The organism is Caballeronia sp. 11_S32, assembly GCF_056930355.1.
Map to the genome: position 1 here is coordinate 416,033 of NZ_JBXOWH010000006.1, position 19,218 is coordinate 435,250.

The following is a 19,218-nucleotide window of genomic DNA, read 5'->3' on the forward strand; positions in this document are numbered from 1 at the left end:
ATCATGATCAAGATGTTTGTTGCCGGCGCATCCTTGTGTGCGAGCGTCGCGGCCTTCGCTCAAGCACAGGGAGCGGTCGCGGACTGGGCGGCCAAACCCGCGCATGCCTGGACAGCACCGAGACACATGATGTTGATGGACGCGGCGCGCGCCGGTTCGCGCATCGTTGCCGTAGGGGAGCACGGCGTAGTCGTGATGTCAGATGACGAGGGAAAAACGTGGCGTCAGTCAAACCATGTTCCGGTGTCGGCAACCCTTTCTGCGGTCACTTTTGCCGACGCGCAGCACGGCTGGACGGTCGGACAGTGGGGCGTGATTCTCGCGACGAGCGACGGCGGCGAAACATGGCAAAAGCAGCGGATAGACCTCTCAGTTGACCAGCCGTTGTTCTCCGTGCTCTTTACTACTGCTCGGGACGGAATCGCGGTGGGCCTATGGTCACTCATGCTCGTCACCCATGATGGTGGCAAGTCGTGGACGAAAGTGAGTGTGCCGAAACCACCGGGTAGTGGTCGTGCCGACCGCAACCTTTACCACGTCTTTTCTGATCGTCACGGTGTGCTTTACATCGACTCTGAGCAGGGAATGGTGCTGAAGTCCACGGATGGCGGGGCGAACTGGAACTATCAGGCGACGGGCGGCAGAGGGACGCTGTGGACGGGCGTGGCGCTGCCCGACGGCCGGATCATCGTAGGCGGTTTGCTGGGCGGCCTGTACCAGAGCAGCGACGATGGGGCGACATGGACGGCGCTGAACGCGGGCACGAAGAGTTCGATCACCGATCTTTTGACGACCGGGAATGGACTGATGGGCGTCGGGCTCGATGGCCTTGTTTTCCGGCAACGCGAGGGCAGTACTTCGTTCGAGGTTCAACAGCGCGCGGATCGTGCGTCCCTCACAGCCGCAGTGATCGATCGCACCGGAAAGCCGTTGCTGTTTTCGCAGGACGGTGTGCTGGTGGGGCCTTGAGCATGCTGCATTTCCTGCCGCATGTGTATATCGCAGTACTGCATATAATTGAAACAGGAGTGGCAACATGGAAGTCGAGACGGAACCGAAAATGATTCGCAGGCCGCCCGCGCGGAGCCGGCGCCGGTTCCTCCACCTTGCCGCAGCAGGTGCTGCGACGCTGGCTGCCGATGGAGTGTCACTCGCGCAAAGTGCGGTTACGAAGCCCCCGAGAGACCGTGAGGTATTGGACGTCGCGATCATCGGTGCGGGTCTCGCAGGATTGACGGCGGGCCGCGACCTCCAGCTGGCTGGATGCGATTCGTTTGTCGTGCTCGAGGCACGCAATCGCGTCGGTGGCCGAACCTATAACCATGACCTTGGCCGCGGCGTCGTTTCTGAAGCCGGAGGGCAGTGGATCGGTCCCGGTCAGACCGCGATCTTCGATCTGGCACGTCAACTCGAGATCGACACGTTTCCGAGCTGGTACGCAGGGAAGACCGTCGTGATGGCGCAGGGCGCTATTGTGGCCCAAGATTTTCATGGCGGCACCGGGGGTGACGACACGATTGGCAACCGGCTTGCCGAACTGTCGCGGGGCGTGCCATCCGGCGCGCCATGGAAGGCACCGAATCTGGCGGAATTGGATAGGCTATCTTACGGCGAGTGGCTTTTGCAGCAGGGCGTGAAATACGAGGACGGCTACTTTCTCGCGCTAGCCGCGAAGCTGACGACGGGCGGTGCGCCGGCCCAGTTGGGTCTGCTGCACTACTTGTCGATGATCAACAGCGCAAGCTGCAACTATACGCAACTCGAGGCATTCAAAGGCGGGGCACAGGAAACGCGCATCGTCGGCGGCTCGCAGCGTCTGAGCATCAAGATGGCCGAGCAGCTCGGCGACAAGGTCAGGCTTTCCTCGCCGGTGCGCAAGATCACTGGCTGGGATCGCGAAGTCGTCGAGCTGCACACGGATCAAGGCTTGATTAAGGCCGGTCGCGTCATCGTTGCGATGAATCCGGCGCTTTGCAATCAGGTGGTTTTCGATCCACCGTTGCCCAGCGGGCGGGCGCAACTCCAGCAGCATTGGCCCACGAGCGCCCCAATGCGAAAGACTGTCCACGTCTATGACAAGCCGTTCTGGCGCGACGCCGGGTACTGCGGAACGATCTTCCAGGTCGGCGGTCCCGTTTTCATGACGTACGACAATTCGCCTCCCGACGCATCACTCGGCGTGATCGCCGCATTCGTGGCGCCAGGGATGTTGCCTGATGATCCCGCGACGGCCGAGAAGACGCTGTCGGCCACATTTGCGAAGGCATTCGGAGACCGCGCGCTGCATCCGACGCAATTCCATGACTACGACTGGGGCCGGGTCGATCCGTGGACCCTGCATTGCATCAACCCCATGCCGCCAGGCTTCTGGACGAAGTGGGGAAAGTATCTGCACCCCGAAGTGGGGCGCCTGATCTGGTCGGGCACCGAAACTGCCGACATCTGGGCGGGTGCGATGGACGGTGCCGTGCGTTCGGGCCATCGTGCTGCTTTGCAGGCGCTGGCTGGTTTCACTCGACGCGGCGAGGTGGCCTGAATGAGACGGGCATGGATCGTAAGTGGAGTCGTCGGGCTCGCCGCTGTGGTGGGCGTGGGAGCGCTTTACGGACGCGAGTACCTGGACGGTATGCATTTCGAAAAAGCGATGAACGAGATCGACAGGTTGCAAGTGGCCAACGGTGGCTCCTGGCCGCAACCGCAAGAGACCTGCTATTTCTGCCACGGTGCGCACGGGCAGTCCGCGAACGCCTGGTATCCGTCGCTGGCAGGACAGCCACAGGCTTATCTCATCGCCCAATTGCGCGCCTTCGCTGACGGGCAACGGCCCAACGCTTATATGGGGCCGATTTCAAGGGATCTGACCGACGAACAGATCAAATCAATGGGTGCCTATTTTGCGCGGCAGACTCCGGCCCGAAGCGAGCCGGCGCGCACTCAAGCCGGGCTAGAGAAGCGCGGTATGGAACTCGTGGCAGAAAAAAGTTGCCAAGCGTGCCACGGAGCGGCGTTCATGGGGGAAGACCATGTTCCGCGTCTGGCGGGACAGGGAGAGACCTATCTCGCGAGGCAGCTTGCTGCATTCAAGACCGGCGAGCGTCATGACCCGAGCGGCGCAATGAATGGGTTGGCGGCCACTCTGTCGGGCGAAGACGTCAAGGCTGTGGCCAGCTATCTTGCCAGTCTGACGCCGGTCGGCAGCAACGCAGGCGCTGAATAACAACCATCGCGTAACCGAAAAGAGGTCTAAGGGACAGGAAATACCTGTCTTTTTAAACTAAATATGTTTGTATACTGTGACTATGTTAGGTACGATATTCTATAAAATGAACATGCATTATCGCTGCATTCTCTGATAGCGGAGCGTGTCACCGCCGCCGGCATCCTCCGCATTTGAAAGACGCACCGTTGAACCCAATCACCTTTTAGGAGACAGGCATGGCAAAGCATCCCGTCGTTGTATATGGCGCAAGTGGTTATACCGGCATGTTGATCATGGACTGGCTGATCGACCAGAACATTCCGTTTACCGCTGTGGCGCGCAACGCAAGGCGCACGCAGGAAATGATGGCGCAGCGGGTCGTGCGCCTCGAATCTGCGAGCTACGAAATCATCGAGGCCGAACACAACGTCGATTCGCTTGCGAATGCCTTTCGCGGCGCGAAGGTCGTGTGCGCCACCGTCGGGCCGTTCTTCGATTTCGGCCTGGTCGCGGTGGAGGCGGCACTCAAGGCCGGTTGTCACTACCTCGACACCACCGGCGAGCAACACTTCATCCGCCAGGCGCGCGAGCAGTTTGGCGAGCTCTACCGTCAGGGCGGTCTGCTGCTGTCGCCTTCGAACGCATACATGTACACATTCGCGGAGATTGCCGCCGAGCTGGCACTCGAGACGCCAGGTGTCGATGCGCTGGAGACGGCGACCTTGACGCGCGGCCCGCGCGGTGCCGGCGCCGGTGTGAGCGTGGGCTCTACGGCGACCATCTTCGGAGGCTATCGCCAGGAATCTTGCTATCTATGGGAGAAGAAGCTGGTGCCGCATGACAAGCACGCTTCGTTCAATGTTGCCTCCCCCGATTTTCTGCAACCAGTATTCGCGTTGCCGTGGGGCGGCACCTCGCTGCCGGTGTATTTCGAGCAGGATCCCCGCGTGCGCAGCTGTATCTCGTGCGTTGGCTTCTACGACAACAACGCAATGCAGATGGTGCATGGGCTCAGTCAGAAGTGGGACGCGGAATACGCGCACCTGCCACGTGAGCAGCAGGATGCGGTGCTCAAACAGCTTGTCGATTCCGTGACACCGTCGATGCCGCCGCGCGAGCGCACGTCGCTTCATCGCACTGTCGACTTTGCGATCGGCCGCGGTCAGCTTGCGGCAGTTCGGGCGACTGTGCACGGCATCACGCCGTATATCGCCACCGGAGCCATTCATGCCGCCGGTATTGCCAAGCTTCTCGACGGCGACACCGCGAAGGTTGGCTTTGCATCCGGTTCGAAGGCATTCGGCCATCGCTACCTGCTCGGGTTCCTCGAGCAGCGCGGGCTCGCGCGCGCGACCGTCGCCCAACTGTAACGGCCGCGAGAACAGAGATTCGAAACAGATCCAGGGACACATGGGACATGGCAATCATTGACTTTTTCGATCGCGGTTGGCGTATCAATCCCAACGGCATCGCCTACATTCAGGACGAGCGAAGCTATTCGTTCAGTGAAGTTCACGCGCTGTCGTGCCGTATCGCTAACGGACTGCTCGAGGCAGGCTTCGAAAAAGAAGCGAAGGCGGCGGTCTGGGCCGATAACGACGTCACGGCTTGGACCTGCACGCTGGGGCTGTGGCGCGCAGGGGTGGTGTGGATCCCGGTCAACGGGCGCAACGCGCCGCAGGAGAACCAGTACCTCCTCGACGCGTTCGATTGCGAAGCGCTGTTCTTTCACCAGGCATTCGCACCGGCAATCGAGGCGCTGCGTCCCAGCCTGCCCAAAGTGAGGCTCTGGGTCTGTATTGATGCCGATCTGCCGTGGGCGCCATCGCTCAAGACATGGAGCGCGGCGCAACCTGCGACCGGGCCGATCGTCGAGTACGACATGGACGACATCGTGACGCTTTCTGCCACGGGCGGAACGACGGGTTTGCCGAAGGGGGTGATGAACACGCATCGCGCGTTTCAAACCTATTTCGCGCAGTTCATGATTGCGTTTCCATATGGCGTGGAGCGTCCGGTGAATCTTGCGGCGGCGCCTATGACCCATACCGCGGGAATGCTCTCGCTGCCGTGCACCGCCCGCGGCGGCACGGTGGTCGTACTGCCCAAGCCGGAGCCGGCGCCGCTGCTCGCGGCGATCGCGAAACATCGGGTGACGGAGTTCTTCCTGCCGCCGACGGTGATCTACCGCCTGCTCGATATCCCCGGTATCGAGAACCAGGATTTCTCCTCGCTCAAATGCTTTCTGTATGGAGCGGCACCCATGTCGGTGGAGAAGCTCAAGCGCGCGATCGAGGTGTTCGGTCCGGTCATGGCGGGCGGATACGGTCAGACGGAAGCCCCGGCGTCGATCTCCTATCTCACGCCGGCCGAGCACTTCGTGGATGGCGCGCTTGCTCCTGAAAGCCGGCTTTCGTCGGTGGGCAGACCCAATCCGCTGATTCGCGTCGAAATCATGAGCGATCGTGGCGAGCTCCTACCTCGGGGCGAAACCGGCGAAATCTGCGTACGTGGCGACCTCGTGATGAAGGGCTACTTCAAGGCGCCCGACAAAACCGCCGAAACGATCGTGAACGGCTGGTTGCGCACGGGCGACGTCGGTCATCTGGATGACGAAGGATATCTGTACATCACCGACCGCAAGAAGGACATGATCATCAGCGGTGGCTTCAATGTCTACCCGAGCGAAGTCGAACAGGTGATCTGGGCGCACCCGGCAGTACAGGATTGCGCGGTGATCGGGGTCCCCGACGACAAGTGGGGTGAGGCGGTGAAGGCGGTGGTGGAGCTCAACGCCGGTCAGAGCGTCAGTGCAGAAGAACTCGTAGCGTTATGCAAGGAGAAACTCGGCTCGGTGAAGTCACCGAAGAGCGTGGACTTCATTGCGGCACTGCCGCGTAGCACCGCCGGCAAGGTGCTGAAAAAAGATCTGCGCGAGCAGTACTGGCAGGGTCAAGGCCGACGGATCTGAGTCAGTCAATTTGAGAAAAACACCATGAGCGACATTTACATCGCGGGCATTGCGATGACCGTGTTTGGCCGTCACTTCGGGCGCAGCATCGACGATCTCGCGGGCGAAGCGCTACGCGGCGCATTGAAGGATGCGGGTTGCGATGCCGCAGCGATCGGCGCGGCTTTCTATGCTGGCATCACCAACGGGCCGCTGCAGGGCCAACTGTCCATTCCGGGGCAGATCGTGTTCAGCAAGATCGGGATTGAAGGCATCCCGGTCTACAACGTCGAAAACGCCTGCGCATCCGGGAGCACCGCGGTGCATCTCGCGGCCCAGGCGCTTCGGTCGGGTGCCTGCGATGTAGTTCTCGCGCTCGGCGCAGAGAAGATGAACGTCCCGGACAAGGCGAAGTCATTCGCCTTGTTCGAGGCGGGCTGGGATGTGTCGCGCGTCGACGAGAACTTCGCCAGTCTGATGAGGCTCGGCGAAGGCATCGAGCCGCCACCCGGGTCGGAGTCCGACCGGCCGTATAGCCGCTTCATGTCGGTCTATGCCGCGCTGTGCAGGTATCACATGAAGACTTACGGAACCACGCAACGGCAGATCGCTGCGGTTTCGGCGAAAAATCACCTGCATTCGGTGCACAACCCGTATTCGCAGTTCCGACAGCCATTCACCATCGACGAAGTGCTCGCCGCACCGCCGATCACGTATCCGATCACGCTGCCCATGTGTGCGCCGGTTTCGGACGGCGCGGCGGCGGCGATCGTGTGTACCGAGGAGGGCTTGCGACGCATCGGCGCCGACCGTCGCCGGTGCGTCAGGATTGCGGCGAGCGTGATCCGCAGCTTCACGCATCGACGCATCGACGAGCCAGAGAAGAACATCGGCCGCCTCGCGGCACTTCAGGCATACGACCAGGCGGGACTCGGTCCAGAGGACGTGGACGTGGCGGAGGTGCACGACGCCTCAGCGATGGGCGAAATCATCCAGGCCGAAAATCTCGGGCTCGTACCGTTCGGCGAAGGCGGACCCGCTGCCGAGCGCGGCGAGTTCTCGCTCGGCGGCCGCATTCCCATCAACACGTCCGGCGGCCTCGAATCGAAAGGCCACCCGTTGGGTGCGACGGGAATCGGTCAGCTCTATGAACTGGTTACTCAACTGCGTGGAGAAGCGGGCCCGCGGCAGGTACCCGGAGCGCGTCACGCGATTCAGGAAAACGGCGGCGGTTTTCAGGGTGTCGAGGAAGCCGCGCTCGCGGTCCACATTCTAAGCAAGACTTGATGGAGCAGTTATGAGTGAGACGACGGAAACACAGGCAGAACAGCAAGCTGACTCTCGTTCTGGAGTGAACCGCCGCACGTTCCTCAAGGGTGCGGCGGTGGCAGCCGTAGTGGCGCCGGCAGTGGCGGCTACACAATGCTCGAGCAATGAATCAGGTAGTCCAGTGGAAGAAGCCAGAATGGCCGCTGACATGGAGAAATATCGCGCGCTTGGAGTCTGGGTGGAACGGCCAGACGACTTGCAACCAGAACTCGTGAGCGACGTGAGTGCGGATGTGGTCATCATCGGCGCGGGCTTTGCCGGGCTATCGGCGGCGCTGGAACTCGTCAAGCACGGCGCGAACGTGGTCGTGCTCGAGCGCGAGTTTGCGGGCTTTGGTGCAAGCGGACGCAACGCGGGTTATTTGGCCGGCGCACTCGGGCTCGAATATGATCTTTTTCTCAAGAACATAGGCAACGAGAAAGGGAAAGAGATCGTTCGCTATTACGAGGACGCGGTCCCCTTCGTGGAGGGCAAGCTGAAAGAGTACGAGATCGACTGCGACTACAATCAGACGGGCATTATCCGTGCGGGCATCGATCCCTCGCAGGAAGATAAGGTGCGCGAAGGCATGCGAATCGGCACCGAATTGGGCTGTCAGTCGGAATTTCTCGATCAGGCTGAGATGCGTGCACGTGGCATTCCGCCCGCGTTTCTGTTTGGCAACTACGTGTCGCGCGGCGGCACGCTTCACCCCGGCAAGTATGTGATGGGGCTCAGGCGCGCAGCGCTTCGGGCAGGCGTGAGGATTTTCGAGAATACGCCGCTGCTGTCCTACACGGAAGGGCCTGTCATCAAGGTACAAACACCGCGCGGAAGTGCAAGCGCACCGGCTATGATGCTGGCCACCAACGCCTATACGCCGCAACTCGGCCTGCTTGCAGACAAAGTCGTACCGTTGCGGGTCTCGGCGATCGAGACTGAGCCGCTCTCCGAGCCTCAGCGCAAGGCCTTAGGCTGGCCACGACGCGAAGGGATCGTGACGGCACACTGGACCATGGAAAGCCATCGCTTGACCGTGAACAACACGCTCGTGGTCACGACGAAGCGAATCCATTATCCGTACGGCTCCAAAACACCGAACGTGCCCGACTACGAGTCATATCGCGAGCTGCGCACGGCCCTGCATGACCGCTTTCCCTCACTCAAGGGCGTCGCGCTGCGGGCATGCTGGAGCGGCTATATCAGCCTGGCTAATGATGCGCTACCCGTTGTCGGGACCATTGGGTCGCATCAGAACATCTTCTACAGCGCCGGATGCTCCGGCCACGGCGTGGCCTCGCAATCGATGGTCGGAAGCATGATTGCAGGGCGGATTCGCGGCACCGACAATCCGCTACTTTCGGCGCTGGATCACAAGACGCCATCGATGCTGCCTGAGCCCCTGCGATGGTGCGTCATGACCGGGGCGCTGGGTGTGGTGAACGCGCTCGACGAGCGTGTGAACAGCAAGGTGCGCGCTGCGCAGGCGCGAATGTCGTAACCGGCGTTGCGTGACGAGACGCTTGCAGTGGATACGTATCGACCACGTTTCGAATCTGTCTTGTTGGACGCACAGGGCGAGCGGCGCGATGACCGGAAAAACGAACCGAGGTCAGGAGGAGTGCGATCGGACGTTGCGGCGCACGCACTATGCGGACGGAGGTACGTCCCGATGTACTCGAAGCCATGTGTACCTTGGGCGCAATCGTGACTGCATTACGGCCCCGGCGGGGGCGTCTACCTCACTCGGGGGGAAAGCGATGACAGTGCGAAAAGAGCCCAGTCCCCGTGAGCGGCGCGCATCGGGCGCAGCATCTTCCATGGGACATCCCGCTGATGGCCTGCGCGCCCAAGGCTTACGTACGCGCAATGCCATCATCCGTGCGGCAAGGAAGCTTTTGCTCGAGAGTGGGCCCATGGCGTTCTCGCTGCGCGCCGTTGCTTTGCGTGCGGGAATCAGTGTCAGCAACCTCCAGTATTACTTCCCAACACGCTCTGCCGTCCTGCGGGCGGTCATGCTGCCCGCGATCGACACATATTTCGATGCGTTGAAGCGGGCGCTCCAAAGCAATGCTTCGCCGCGTGCGACGATCGACGCCATTCTCCATCAGTCGGTGCAGGACGCCAAGGACTCAGAGTACATCTCGCTGTGGTGGCATTTCTTTTCGTTTGCATCTACTGACCCCGAGTGCGCGCAAATGCGCAACGACTGGTACGACACCTTGACAAGTCAAGTTGCTGATCTCATTCATGCCGCAAATCCGGCACGTGGAGCCGCCGAGAGCGCGCACATCGCAGTGCTGCTCATTTCGATGCTCGACGGCGTGACCTTCCATCTGGGCACCGGGCGCAGTAGCCGGGCGTACATGCGAAAGTTCGAGGCGAAGTTGTTCGAGATCGCGCATACCTTGGTTGGGGAAACGCGATAGACGCGGAGATTGTTTAGGGCCGGCTGGAAGCGTGAACAGGTCATAGAAGAAACATTTGGTCGCGATCCGATAAGAAGGACAGGGAATACCCGTCTTTTTTTTCCAGGTCGTAATTTGTATAGTGACCTATGTTTGGTATTTATATCTACAATTGAGGTGACCAGACTGCCAGGCAGTCTGGTCGAGTCGCATCCTGGACAGGAGGAATATCGGAATGATTCGACTACACAAGTCCGTAGGATTGCCGCTGACTGGATTGACCGGCTTCGAAACCCCGATGGGCGAGGAAGAACGTGCGATCCAGGACACGGTTCACCGTTTCGCACGCGATGTGTTGAAGCCCGTCGGCCGCGAACTCGATCGAATGACGCCGGAGGAAGTGATCGCACCCGGCTCGCCTTACTGGACCGCCATGATGGAGAGCGCGAAGCTTGGCCTTGATCCGCAGTTGCTCGCGCAGCTTCCGCCGGACATGGCGGTGCGCATCGAATCGCTGATTGGCGAAGAGCTCGGTTGGGGTGATGCAGGGCTTGCTGTTTCGATCGGCGTGGCGCCAGCCCCGCTGATGATGGCGCAATCGGTCGGCAACCAGGAGCTGATCGATATGTGCGCCGGCAAGATTGGTTGTTGGATGAATACCCAGCCTGACCGCGGCACCGATGCCGCGATTCTCTATCGCGACGAGATCAGCGCGATCGGCAAGCAGCCGTTGGGTAACCTTACCGCGAAGGTAGTCGCGGATGAAATCGTCATCAACGGTCAAAGTTCCGCATGGATCTCCAACGGCTCGGTCGCTCAGGTGGCGCTCGCGTACATGGCGGCGGATTATGGCGATGGCTTCTATGGAAGCGGGGAACGAAGTGCGTTCACGAATGGAATCGGCATGATTCTTCCGCTTGATTTGCCAGGTGTCTCCCGAGGCAAACCGCTCGACAAGATTGGCCAGCGCTCACTGCCGCAGGGCGAAATCTACTTCGACAACGTGAAGGTGCCCAAGCGCTTCGCGATTGCGCTGCAGGACGATTACCTCGGCAACCTGGCCTCAACATGGTCGTTCGCCGGCACGCACATGTGCCAGGTGTTCGTAGGCGTGGCCCGCGCCGCGTTCGAACTCGCGCTGGGATATTGCCACGAACGCAAGCAAGGCGGAGCGCTGTTGATCGACCATCAGATGACGCAATTGCGCGTGGGCGAGATGCTGCGTCGGCTGGAAATGGCGCGTGCGATCGCGCGACGCAGCCTCGCATTCTCACGTCTGTCTCCGAAGAGCCATCCGTACGCAACTGCCCAGGCCAAGGTCAGCGTGACGGAGGAAGCCATGAAGATTACGACTGAGGCGTTCCAGCTCTTCGGCGGTAATGGCACCACACGCGAGTTCCCGATCGAGAAGCTGTTCCGTGATGTCCGGTCCGCACTGATCGAGGACGGCGAGAATTACCACCTCACGTTGCGTCTTGGCGTGCTCGCAGGAAAGCTTTATCAGAACGGTTGGACGAAAGAGTGAACAACCCGTCGGCGCAAGTTGGCTTCGCGTCGGCTCCAGGGCACCCCCGGTCCAGGTATCAGAACGTGGCTGATGAGAGGGCAGTGCAGCTCGCTGCTGTGCTAACGACTGTCGCCGCTTCGGCTCAGGTGCCCGCGACGAGCGCACGCAGCGCAAGTGGATTAAACGAGGAACAGCAATGAAAGTGTTGGTTGCGGTGAAGCGGGTCGTGGACGCGAATGTGAAGGTCGGCGTGAAGTCCGACGGAACAGGTATCGATATCGCCAATGTGAAGATGTCGATAAACCCATTCGACGAAATTGCCGTGGAAGAGGCGGTGCGTCTTAAGGAAGCCGGCTTGGCCACGGAGATCATCGCGGTGTCCGCGGGGGTGATGCAGGTGCAGGAGACTCTGCGGACGGCACTCGCGATAGGCGCGGATCGCGCGATCCTCATCGAGTCGAATGAGATCCTGCAACCGCTCGCCGTGGCAAAGCTGCTCAAGGCACTCGTCGACAAGGAGCAACCGCAGCTCGTGATCCTCGGTAAGCAGTCCATCGACGACGATTCGAACCAGACCGGCCAGATGCTCGCCGCGATGGCGAACTTGCCGCAAGCGACCTTCGCTTCGAAGATCACCATCGCTGATGGCGAGGCCACGGTCGTACGTGAAGTCGATGGCGGTGCGGAAACGCTGTCGCTCAAACTGCCCGCAGTGGTGACTACCGACCTTCGTTTGAACGAGCCGCGCTACGTCACGCTGCCTAACATCATGAAGGCGAAGAAGAAGCCGCTGGAGACGGTTAAGCCCGACGACTTTGGTGTGGACGTCACGCCGCGTCTGCGAACCCTGAAGGTCGCTGAGCCGCCCGCGCGCTCGGCTGGTGTGAAGGTTGCCGACGTGAAGGCACTCGTCGAGAAGCTGAAGACTGAAGCCAAGGTTATCTGAAGGTTAGGGAGCGAGAGAGATGACGAACCTGGTTATTGCTGAACACGATAACGTGTCGGTTAAAGCTGCAACGCTGAACACGGTCGCCGCTGCACAGAAGATCGGGGGCGACGTGCACGTGCTGATTTTAGGTCACAACGCAAAGGCCGCGGCCGATGCAGCGGCGAAGATCGCGGGCGTTTCGAAGGTGCTGCTAGCCGATGCCCCGCACCTCGAAGTAGGCCTCGCAGAGAACGTTGAAGCGACGGTGCTTTCGATTGCGAGGAACTATTCACACATTCTCGCGCCGGCCACGGCAGCGGGCAAAAACGTTACGCCGCGGGTTGCTGCAAAGCTTGACGTCGCGCAAATCTCGGAAATCACGGCAGTGAACTCGCCGGACACGTTCGAGCGTCCAGTCTATGCGGGCAATGCGATCGTAACTGTTCAGTCAGTGGATCCGATCAAGGTCATCACGGTGCGGCCCACGGCATTTGATGCAGATTCCGCACACGGTGGCAATGCCGTCGTGGAAAGGCTCGACGCGTCAGCAGACAGCGGCCTCTCGCAATTCGTTGGCCGTGAAGTCACGAAACTCGACCGTCCGGAGCTGACTAGCGCAAAGATCGTCGTTTCGGGTGGCCGCGGCCTGGGCAGCAGCGAGAGTTTTGCGTCGATTCTGGAGCCGCTCGCCGACAAGCTCAACGCAGCACTCGGCGCCTCGCGTGCGGCAGTGGATGCGGGATATGTGTCAAACGACTACCAAGTCGGCCAGACCGGCAAGATCGTCGCACCGCACCTGTACGTTGCCGTGGGCATCTCGGGTGCGATCCAGCACCTGGCTGGCATGAAGGACTCAAAGGTGATTGTCGCAATCAACAAGGATGAAGAAGCGCCAATTTTCAGCGTGGCCGACTACGGTCTCGTGGGCGATCTTTTCCAGATCGTGCCGGAGCTGGTGTCGTCAATGTGAGCGCTAGTCCGGACATGCGCCAGTGATGTTCGGACGGATGCGGGCCGATCCTGCTTACCAGCCCGGATCAAGATCTTTCTATGGCGCTGCACTTTGGTACTTAGCGAGACGTCCGACAGCGAAAAGTTGCGAGTCGCGCTGCATCTCTTCGCCTTCATGATTGGTATAGCGACCTATATTTGCCATGTTGGACTATATGTACGGCACTGGAACGGCAGATCCGCAGTCTCGCATAAAGCTTATCAATTGTTCTGAAGGGGCTTTTGAGGATATGCGCAGGACGTTATTTCGACCCGGATATGGAGCCTGGAGCCTGAACGGGGCAGTTTCGGGGAAACGCAACAGCGGGACCTCATCACGCAGACAGAGGCACTATGGCAGAAAAATTCTTCCCTGAAGGCGCCGAAAGCCTGGGGCGCAGGCAATGGCTTAAGTATGCCGGTGCCTCAGCGGCCGTCGGCACGCTCGCCGTCGGTGCCCGACAGTCTTTTGCGACCGTCCCCAAGAGCGCGCCAAGCGCGGACGACGTTCTCGACGTCGCCATCATAGGAGCGGGGCTGGCTGGACTGACCGCCGCGCGAGATCTGCATCAAGCAGGCTGCGAGTCCATTCTGGTGCTGGAAGCCCGTGATCGTGTGGGGGGGCGAACGCTCAACTACAACATTCCCGGCGGGTACGTTTCGGAAGTCGGCGGCCAATGGATCGGTCCTGGTCAGACAGCCGTCGCAGATCTTGCGCGCGAATTGGGTGTCGGTACCTTCCCAACTTATTACGATGGCAATACAGTTGTTCTCGGCGGCGACGGTCGCGTGACAGTCGATCTAAAAGGCACTTTCGGCACCGACGAGGCGATCGGGGCAAAGCTCAGCAGACTCGCGCGCGATGTGCCTTGCGGCACGCCCTGGACGTCTCCGATGGCCGGCGAACTGGACAAGCTGTCTGTCGGCGACTGGCTGCAAAAACAGAATATCAAGCCAGAAGACCAAGTGGCATGGAATGGCAGCATCACCCTCTCGGGCGGCACGGCCCCGGCGAAGATGGGATTGCTGCACTTCCTTTCGATGATCAATTCCGCAGATTGCGATTACTCGCAGCTTGACAGCATCAAGCATAGCGCCCAGGAAACACGTTTCATTGGCGGCTCGCAGATCCTCAGCATTAAGATGGCTCAGCAACTGAGCAGCAAGGTGCGCCTGTCAACTCCGGTGCGCCGGATTGCTGGATGGGATGGCGACGTCGTCACCCTGCATACCGACCATGGCGAAGTGCGTGCGCGAACCGTCGTCATGGCCATACATCCGGCATTGTGTCATCAGATCCAGTTCGATCCTCCGCTGCCAGAAAAGCGCGCGGCTCTGCAGCGCGCCTGGCCCGCGCATTCTCCCGCGAGGAAAACGGCCATGGTGTATCGCCGTCCATTCTGGCGCGACAAGGGAATGAACGGGAGCATTTTTCAGTTTAATGGCCCGATCATCTGGGCCTATGACAACTCTCCGCCCACCGGAGAGATCGGCGTCATCAATGCATTCGTCGAGAACGCCAAGGTGCCATCGGATCGGGACGCGGCGATCGCTATGCATAAGCAGTTCTACGCCCAGGCATGGGGCGACGAAGCGCTGTCTCCCGTTGCCTACCACGATCAAGACTGGGGCCAGGCGGATCGCTGGACCTTAACCTGCGTTTCCGCCATTCCTCCGGGATTTTGGAGTGCACACGGCGAGGCTCTGCGCCCGTCGTGCGGCAGGCTGATCTGGTCGGGGACGGAGACTGCGAATATTTGGGCCGGCTACATGGATGGCGCCGTGCGCTCAGGACATCAGGGCGCGCTTCAGGCCCTGAACGCCCTGCGTCGGGCGTAAGAGGGCGATGATGAAAAAAATCCTATTGATTTGCGTTCCTTTGGCCGTCGTACTGTTGCTGGCCATTTTCGGTTCCGATCTGCTGGGTCTTTATCGGCTTCAGAGCTATATCGCGAACTCGACGACCGCTTACCTGGCCGACGGTGGCGCTTGGCCACATGTAACCGATGTCTGCATGGGCTGCCACGGCGTCAAGGGCAATTCACTCCACCAAGGGTATCCGAGCCTGGCGGGGCAACCAGCACCTTACCTAGAGGCTCAACTCCACGACTTCTCAAGTCAGGCGCGGCGAAATCCGAATATGACGCCTCTCGCGTTGACGATGAGCGATGCGCAGATCAAGTCGCTGGCGGCATATTTCGCGGGTGTGCCCCCTGTCGCGAATCGTTACTTCAAGCCGGATGCGCAACTGCGCGAGAAAGGGCTGCATCTGGTAGCCGCTGCCAACTGTGCCGCATGTCATGGCGCTCGATTGATGGGCCACGATCAGTTTCCGCGTCTGGCTGGCCAGGGGTACGACTATCTGCTTGCGCAGTTCGATCACTTCGCTTCGGGCACCCGCAGCGAACCCACAGGCGTGATGAAAAACCTTGCAATGGGTTTTTCGCCTGAAGATCGCAAAGCCGTTGCCACCTATCTGGCAAGCCTTGACCCGAAGAAAGATTGACCAATCAGATACAACCGGAATTGGGAGTAAGCGATGGACCTCAGATCTTTAGTTCTTATGCTCTCTAGTGCTTTGCTGGCGGTGAGCTCATTCTTTTATGGCTGGAAGTTCGTCAAGAAAAAAAACTATCTTCTCGGTCTGGAGATGTGGATCGTCGGCACCTCGGCGACGAACGCTATCCTATTCTTTGCCACAGGTAACGCAGTTTCCTATGAGATAGCGCACTTCTTCGACGCGTTCTCTCGAGGGTTCGGCATGCCCATCATCGCCGTCGCCGGCTTATTGGCGATTACGCACGGCTACAAGCCGTCAATTCGGCAGGACGTCGCGGTGTTTGCCGCTTCGTTTGTGCTCACATTCGTTTTAGTCGGAGCAGATTTTATTTCCGGGTTTTTGCCTTACTACTATCTTGCGATGTGGATCTGCCTGTCGATCTATCTCGCTTATTTCGTCAAACGGTTGCTAAACGTGGGCGCCATGCTTGAGGCGCTGGGCGTCGTTGTGTCGCTAGTGGCCTCGCTCGCGATTGCAGGTATCTACGATTTCTACAAAATCCCCGGCGAGGAAACCAACGTCGTGCTCAATTTTTTCACGTTGGCGCTGTGTACATGGGCCTATTTCATGCCGGCCATCTACTACGGCTATTGCGCCCTGGAGCGTGCTCAAAGCGGGAGCCTGATGGCGGAGAGTCTCGCCCCTTACCGCAATTAAGCGAAGACGACGCTGTTGCTAAGTTCCGGGCGACTGGAAGTCTATGTGCGCAGCGCTAAACGTTTCTCCTGGAGATTATGATGAATCAGACCTCGCGCAAGGTAATGCGCTTCACGGCTTGGAGCGCGATCATCGGTGGCGTTCTGGCGTACGCGAATGTCGGATTGTCTTTTGCAGTAACAGGTCCGGATGCGGATATGGTGCTGCACGGCGCATCGATGCTTGCCTTGCCACCGGATACTCGCGAGCTGTTTCGCTGGTGCATGGTTGCCGACGCACTCGGGTTCTATCTGCCCTTCGTCGTCATTGGCGGCTACTTTGTGCACGCATTTCGCGAAGAACTGGGCTCGCTAGGCAGTATGGTGGCGATGGCTGTCGCGTTGTATGTCATGGTGGGCGTGACCGGTGCCGTCATGCAGTTTGCAACCCTTCACCCACTCGCCCATCTTTACGCGGGCGGCGACGACGCTACGAGAAGCGCCGCGGCGGCAGTATGGACGGCAATAGCTAATGCGACACAGAACGGCCTCTGGTGGATTGAGGGTCCGCTCGTTCTCTTCTGGACGCTGATCGCCGCCGACGTGCTCAGAAAGGCCGGCTGGAAGGGATCGATTCTGCTGAAGATCGTCGGCTGGGCCTTCGTGGTCTTCTTCTTGTTCGGCTTTTTTCCAGACCTCGAGGCGCTGTCGAACTCCAGCGAGATGGTGGTCGTGCTCGTTCTGCCGCTGTGGATGTTGTTGTTTGGCGGTCAGTTGCTGCGCCGTGCACGGACGATGCCAAATCGCTTTCAAGGCGCTGGCGCGGCTAATAAGGCGACTCTCTCACATCTCTCAACAAAGGATCCAATATGACTACCCTGATGGTGACCTACCTGAACGCAGAAGGTGCGACGTTCGACCGCGAATATTACCTTTCGACCCATGCTCCGCTTGTCCGCTCGGCGTGGAGTGAGTTCGGTCTTCAATCGGCCGAGGTCCTGTTTCCGTCATCCGATCCACAACCCTTCGCATGCGTGGCAATACTGCGCTTCAGCGATCAGGCCAGCATCAATATGGCTCTTTCCTCCGCCAAAGCCGCCGAGGTGATTGGCGACGTGAAGAACTTCACCAATATCGCCCCGTCGATTTTCTGCGCGGACGATTGATCATCGCGCCGCTGGCCTGACTTCGCCATTACCGCCGCGCCTGCATCGCACCTCCTCGCAATATTCGTTGGAGATCCACGCGCGCAACCCCATCCAGCAAGGAGAAGTTTCAGTGAGACAGAGGTTCAAGCTCCTTGCGATGATCGATACCAATGTGAACAATCAACTTTCCCTATGACATTACTGATTGGCATTCCTTCGGAAGTAACCACTGGCGAACGGCGCGTCGCGACCGTACCGGAGGTAGTCGAGAAATTGCTCAAGCTGGGGTTTCGGGTGGCTGTGCAAAGCGGTGCCGGCGCCGCCGCAAATTTTGACGATGACGCCTACCGTGCGGCCGGTGCCGAGGTCGTGGCTTCGGCCGCCGAACTGTGGGCTCGCAGCGATATCGTTTTCAAGGTGCGCGCCCCGAGCAGCGAGGAAGTGGCGCTGATGCGCGACGGCGGCATCTTGATCGGTTTCGTCTGGCCGGCACAAAACCCCGAGCTGATGCAGCAGCTGGCCGCCAAGCAGGCCACGGTGCTGGCGATCGATTCGCTGCCGCGCACGCTGTCACGCGCGCAGAAGATGGACGCGCTCACCTCGATGGCTGGCATCAGCGGCTACCGTGCGGTGATCGAGGCAGCACATGCTTTCGGCCGCTTCCTGAACGGTCAGGTCACCGCCGCCGGCAAGGTCCCGCCTGCCAAGGTCTTCATCGCTGGCGCTGGCGTAGCAGGCCTGGCTGCAATCGGCACCGCAGCCAGTCTTGGTGCGATCGTGCGCGCCAACGACACGCGCGCCGAGGTGGCCGACCAGGTCAAGTCCCTGGGTGGCGAATTCGTCAAGGTGGACTACGACGAGGAAGGCTCGGGCGGCGGCGGCTACGCGAAGGTCATGAGCGAGGGCTTCCAGCAGGCGCAGCGCGCGATGTACGCGGAGCAGGCCAGGGACGCAGACATCATCATCACGACCGCGCTGATTCCCGGCAGGCCGGCTCCGAAGCTCATCACGGCCGAGATGGTGCAGTCGATGAAGCCGGGCAGCGTGATCGTGGACATGGCAGCGGAGCAAGGCGGCAACTGCGAACTCACCGTGCCCGGCGAGGCAGTGGTGCGTCACGGCGTGACCATCGTTGGTTATACGGATCTCGCATCGCGTCTGGCGCGGCAGTCGTCCACTCTGTATGGCAACAACCTGCTGCGCGTGGTCGAGGAACTGTGCAAGACCAAGGACGGCACGATCAACGTCGATTTCGACGACGATGCCATCCGCGGCCTTACGGTCATCAAGGAAGGCAACATCACTTGGCCGCCGCCGCCGATCAAGCAGCCGGCCGTCGCCCCCCAGGCTCAGTCGGCCGCGCCCGCGACGGCCGCGCCAAAAAAGAGCAACGGCCACGGCCAGAGCGAGCCGATGTCGGCGAGGTCGCTGGCGGTCGTGTTCGGCATCGGTGCACTGGCGTTCTTGCTGGTGGGCCTGTTTGCGCCGGCCACGTTCCTGTCGCACTTCACGGTGTTCGTACTGGCCTGCTTCATCGGCTACATGGTGATCTGGAATGTCACGCCGTCGCTGCACACGCCGCTGA

The 19,218-nt window shown here is 60.2% G+C and carries 17 protein-coding genes; all 17 read left to right on the forward strand.

Translation table 11 applies throughout. The features are described 5' to 3' along the window. The first annotated feature begins 3 nt into the window (after positions 1-3). Positions 4-969 carry a WD40/YVTN/BNR-like repeat-containing protein gene (locus AC1Z32_RS40635; RefSeq protein ID WP_483484489.1) on the forward strand — a complete coding sequence of 322 codons (966 nt, stop codon included), beginning with the start codon at positions 4-6 and terminating at the stop codon, positions 967-969. Positions 970-1,036: 67 nt separating this feature from the next. Then, positions 1,037-2,536 carry a flavin monoamine oxidase family protein gene (locus AC1Z32_RS40640; protein WP_483484490.1) on the forward strand — a complete coding sequence of 500 codons (1,500 nt, stop codon included), beginning with the start codon at positions 1,037-1,039 and terminating at the stop codon, positions 2,534-2,536. Beyond that, complete coding sequence (locus tag AC1Z32_RS40645) at positions 2,537-3,217, forward strand: c-type cytochrome (RefSeq protein WP_483484491.1); 681 nt, start codon at positions 2,537-2,539, stop codon at positions 3,215-3,217. It abuts the gene before it with no gap. A 218-nt stretch (positions 3,218-3,435) separates the two neighbouring features. Continuing rightward, on the forward strand, positions 3,436-4,569 hold the full coding sequence (locus AC1Z32_RS40650) for a saccharopine dehydrogenase family protein (RefSeq protein WP_483484492.1): 1,134 nt from the start codon (positions 3,436-3,438) through the stop codon (positions 4,567-4,569). Positions 4,570-4,616: 47 nt separating this feature from the next. Beyond that, the gene (locus tag AC1Z32_RS40655) at positions 4,617-6,170 is read left to right on the forward strand and encodes a class I adenylate-forming enzyme family protein (RefSeq protein WP_483484493.1); all 1,554 of its coding nucleotides are present in this window, start codon (positions 4,617-4,619) and stop codon (positions 6,168-6,170) included. Positions 6,171-6,194: 24 nt separating this feature from the next. Beyond that, the gene (locus AC1Z32_RS40660; protein ID WP_483484494.1) at positions 6,195-7,436 is read left to right on the forward strand and encodes a thiolase family protein; all 1,242 of its coding nucleotides are present in this window, start codon (positions 6,195-6,197) and stop codon (positions 7,434-7,436) included. A 178-nt stretch (positions 7,437-7,614) separates the two neighbouring features. Next, entirely contained in the window at positions 7,615-8,958 is a 1,344-nt protein-coding gene (locus AC1Z32_RS40665) for an NAD(P)/FAD-dependent oxidoreductase (RefSeq protein ID WP_483484525.1), read from the forward strand. A 319-nt stretch (positions 8,959-9,277) separates the two neighbouring features. Then, complete coding sequence (locus AC1Z32_RS40670; RefSeq protein ID WP_483484495.1) at positions 9,278-9,886, forward strand: TetR/AcrR family transcriptional regulator; 609 nt, start codon at positions 9,278-9,280, stop codon at positions 9,884-9,886. A 214-nt stretch (positions 9,887-10,100) separates the two neighbouring features. After that, entirely contained in the window at positions 10,101-11,390 is a 1,290-nt protein-coding gene (locus AC1Z32_RS40675; protein ID WP_483484496.1) for an acyl-CoA dehydrogenase family protein, read from the forward strand. Between the two features lie 178 nt (positions 11,391-11,568). Continuing rightward, positions 11,569-12,318, forward strand: a complete 750-nt coding sequence (locus AC1Z32_RS40680) for an electron transfer flavoprotein subunit beta/FixA family protein (protein ID WP_483484497.1) — start codon at positions 11,569-11,571, stop codon at positions 12,316-12,318. Between the two features lie 19 nt (positions 12,319-12,337). Further along, positions 12,338-13,270 carry an electron transfer flavoprotein subunit alpha/FixB family protein gene (locus tag AC1Z32_RS40685; RefSeq protein WP_483484498.1) on the forward strand — a complete coding sequence of 311 codons (933 nt, stop codon included), beginning with the start codon at positions 12,338-12,340 and terminating at the stop codon, positions 13,268-13,270. 374 nt (positions 13,271-13,644) lie between these two features. Next, positions 13,645-15,129 carry a flavin monoamine oxidase family protein gene (locus AC1Z32_RS40690; RefSeq protein WP_483484499.1) on the forward strand — a complete coding sequence of 495 codons (1,485 nt, stop codon included), beginning with the start codon at positions 13,645-13,647 and terminating at the stop codon, positions 15,127-15,129. 7 nt (positions 15,130-15,136) lie between these two features. Then, positions 15,137-15,796 carry a c-type cytochrome gene (locus AC1Z32_RS40695; RefSeq protein ID WP_483484500.1) on the forward strand — a complete coding sequence of 220 codons (660 nt, stop codon included), beginning with the start codon at positions 15,137-15,139 and terminating at the stop codon, positions 15,794-15,796. Between the two features lie 33 nt (positions 15,797-15,829). After that, a complete protein-coding gene (locus AC1Z32_RS40700; RefSeq protein ID WP_483484501.1) occupies positions 15,830-16,507 on the forward strand; it encodes a hypothetical protein in 678 nt (225 codons plus the stop codon). 80 nt (positions 16,508-16,587) lie between these two features. Then, on the forward strand, positions 16,588-17,358 hold the full coding sequence (locus AC1Z32_RS40705; RefSeq protein WP_483484502.1) for a hypothetical protein: 771 nt from the start codon (positions 16,588-16,590) through the stop codon (positions 17,356-17,358). Continuing rightward, positions 17,355-17,651, forward strand: coding sequence for an EthD family reductase (locus tag AC1Z32_RS40710; protein WP_062253053.1), 297 nt, complete (start codon positions 17,355-17,357; stop codon positions 17,649-17,651). Before AC1Z32_RS40705 ends, AC1Z32_RS40710 begins: the two co-directional genes overlap by 4 nt. Before the next feature lie 174 nt (positions 17,652-17,825). Then, on the forward strand, positions 17,826-19,218 hold a 1,393-nt coding region (locus AC1Z32_RS40715), incomplete at its 3' end, for a Re/Si-specific NAD(P)(+) transhydrogenase subunit alpha (RefSeq protein WP_483484503.1).

Excerpts from the sequence above, each read along its gene's own strand:
- AC1Z32_RS40635 (WP_483484489.1), top strand. The coding sequence starts at position 4 with ATGATCAAGATGTTTGTTGCCGGCGCATCCTTGTGTGCGAGCGTCGCG.
- AC1Z32_RS40640 (WP_483484490.1), top strand. The coding sequence starts at position 1,037 with ATGGAAGTCGAGACGGAACCGAAAATGATTCGCAGGCCGCCCGCGCGG.
- AC1Z32_RS40645 (WP_483484491.1), top strand. The coding sequence starts at position 2,537 with ATGAGACGGGCATGGATCGTAAGTGGAGTCGTCGGGCTCGCCGCTGTG.
- AC1Z32_RS40650 (WP_483484492.1), top strand. The coding sequence starts at position 3,436 with ATGGCAAAGCATCCCGTCGTTGTATATGGCGCAAGTGGTTATACCGGC.
- AC1Z32_RS40655 (WP_483484493.1), top strand. The coding sequence starts at position 4,617 with ATGGCAATCATTGACTTTTTCGATCGCGGTTGGCGTATCAATCCCAAC.
- AC1Z32_RS40660 (WP_483484494.1), top strand. The coding sequence starts at position 6,195 with ATGAGCGACATTTACATCGCGGGCATTGCGATGACCGTGTTTGGCCGT.
- AC1Z32_RS40665 (WP_483484525.1), top strand. The coding sequence starts at position 7,615 with ATGGCCGCTGACATGGAGAAATATCGCGCGCTTGGAGTCTGGGTGGAA.
- AC1Z32_RS40670 (WP_483484495.1), top strand. The coding sequence starts at position 9,278 with ATGGGACATCCCGCTGATGGCCTGCGCGCCCAAGGCTTACGTACGCGC.
- AC1Z32_RS40675 (WP_483484496.1), top strand. The coding sequence starts at position 10,101 with ATGATTCGACTACACAAGTCCGTAGGATTGCCGCTGACTGGATTGACC.
- AC1Z32_RS40680 (WP_483484497.1), top strand. The coding sequence starts at position 11,569 with ATGAAAGTGTTGGTTGCGGTGAAGCGGGTCGTGGACGCGAATGTGAAG.
- AC1Z32_RS40685 (WP_483484498.1), top strand. The coding sequence starts at position 12,338 with ATGACGAACCTGGTTATTGCTGAACACGATAACGTGTCGGTTAAAGCT.
- AC1Z32_RS40690 (WP_483484499.1), top strand. The coding sequence starts at position 13,645 with ATGGCAGAAAAATTCTTCCCTGAAGGCGCCGAAAGCCTGGGGCGCAGG.
- AC1Z32_RS40695 (WP_483484500.1), top strand. The coding sequence starts at position 15,137 with ATGATGAAAAAAATCCTATTGATTTGCGTTCCTTTGGCCGTCGTACTG.
- AC1Z32_RS40700 (WP_483484501.1), top strand. The coding sequence starts at position 15,830 with ATGGACCTCAGATCTTTAGTTCTTATGCTCTCTAGTGCTTTGCTGGCG.
- AC1Z32_RS40705 (WP_483484502.1), top strand. The coding sequence starts at position 16,588 with ATGAATCAGACCTCGCGCAAGGTAATGCGCTTCACGGCTTGGAGCGCG.
- AC1Z32_RS40710 (WP_062253053.1), top strand. The coding sequence starts at position 17,355 with ATGACTACCCTGATGGTGACCTACCTGAACGCAGAAGGTGCGACGTTC.